The organism is Acidovorax sp. SUPP3334 (assembly GCF_030159055.1).
Classification (GTDB): Bacteria; Pseudomonadota; Gammaproteobacteria; order Burkholderiales; family Burkholderiaceae_C; genus Paracidovorax.
On sequence record NZ_BQXQ01000122.1, the window covers coordinates 1 to 707 of the forward strand.

General features: G+C 60.0%; 1 protein-coding gene and 1 pseudogene. One reads left to right on the top strand and one right to left on the bottom strand.

The window, feature by feature from the left end; genetic code table 11:
- Positions 1–173 (top strand): annotated as a pseudogene (locus tag AVHM3334_RS23750) (IS5/IS1182 family transposase); the annotation flags it as partial.
- 114 nt (positions 174–287) lie between these two features.
- On the opposite strand, the gene AVHM3334_RS23755 reads toward AVHM3334_RS23750, so the two are convergent.
- The coding region (locus AVHM3334_RS23755; protein ID WP_284415886.1) for an ApaLI family restriction endonuclease at positions 288–707 on the bottom strand (420 nt) is incomplete at its 5' end.

The following is a 707-nucleotide window of genomic DNA, read 5'->3' on the forward strand; positions in this document are numbered from 1 at the left end:
TCAAGGGCGCGCTGGGCGATGCGCTGCATGCGGTGATGTGCGGTGCCGGGCACGACCTGCGCCTGATCCTGGCCGCGCTGCGGCTTTTTTGCGCCCGATTCGGGCTGCCGATGCAGGCGGTCATCGCCGCGTTGTTCGCCGCACACGGTAACCGCCGACCTGTCTGCGGTTGAGAGCGGAATTGTTCAGGGCGGACTCGGTAACGACGACCGGGGCGCTGTTACCCGGTTACCGCGTTACGGTCGCAGTATCCGGGGCCACCGCTGAAGGCAGAACCCCGACTACGATTAGTCTTCTTCTCCATCTTCGGAGTCATCTGCTAGCGATTGGTCCTCGTGGCGGGCAATCACGCGCTCGTGTGAACCGAGAGTAATCCTGATTTCACCGGCAGAGGCGCGAGCGCCCAAATCCAGCAGCTGAATGCGTCGTTTCGCTGGGTCGCCGTTAATCGCTTTTTCAAACGCAGATATCTCAGTAACTGGCGCTCTCACATACTTTTCAATGAACCGAGCCATTACTGCACCCGCCTCGGCCTCCAAATGTGCCCAAGCTTCATCGCCGATATAGGCCTGCCCACCATTAGGGAACCTCTCAAAACCCAGCCGGTCACTTGTTGACCAAGACCAGCTAACCCATTCCTTGCCATGATCACACCCCGTAGCGCCCTGAAGTTCGACCTGTTCGCGCAGGCTTCGCGCCAGCACAAG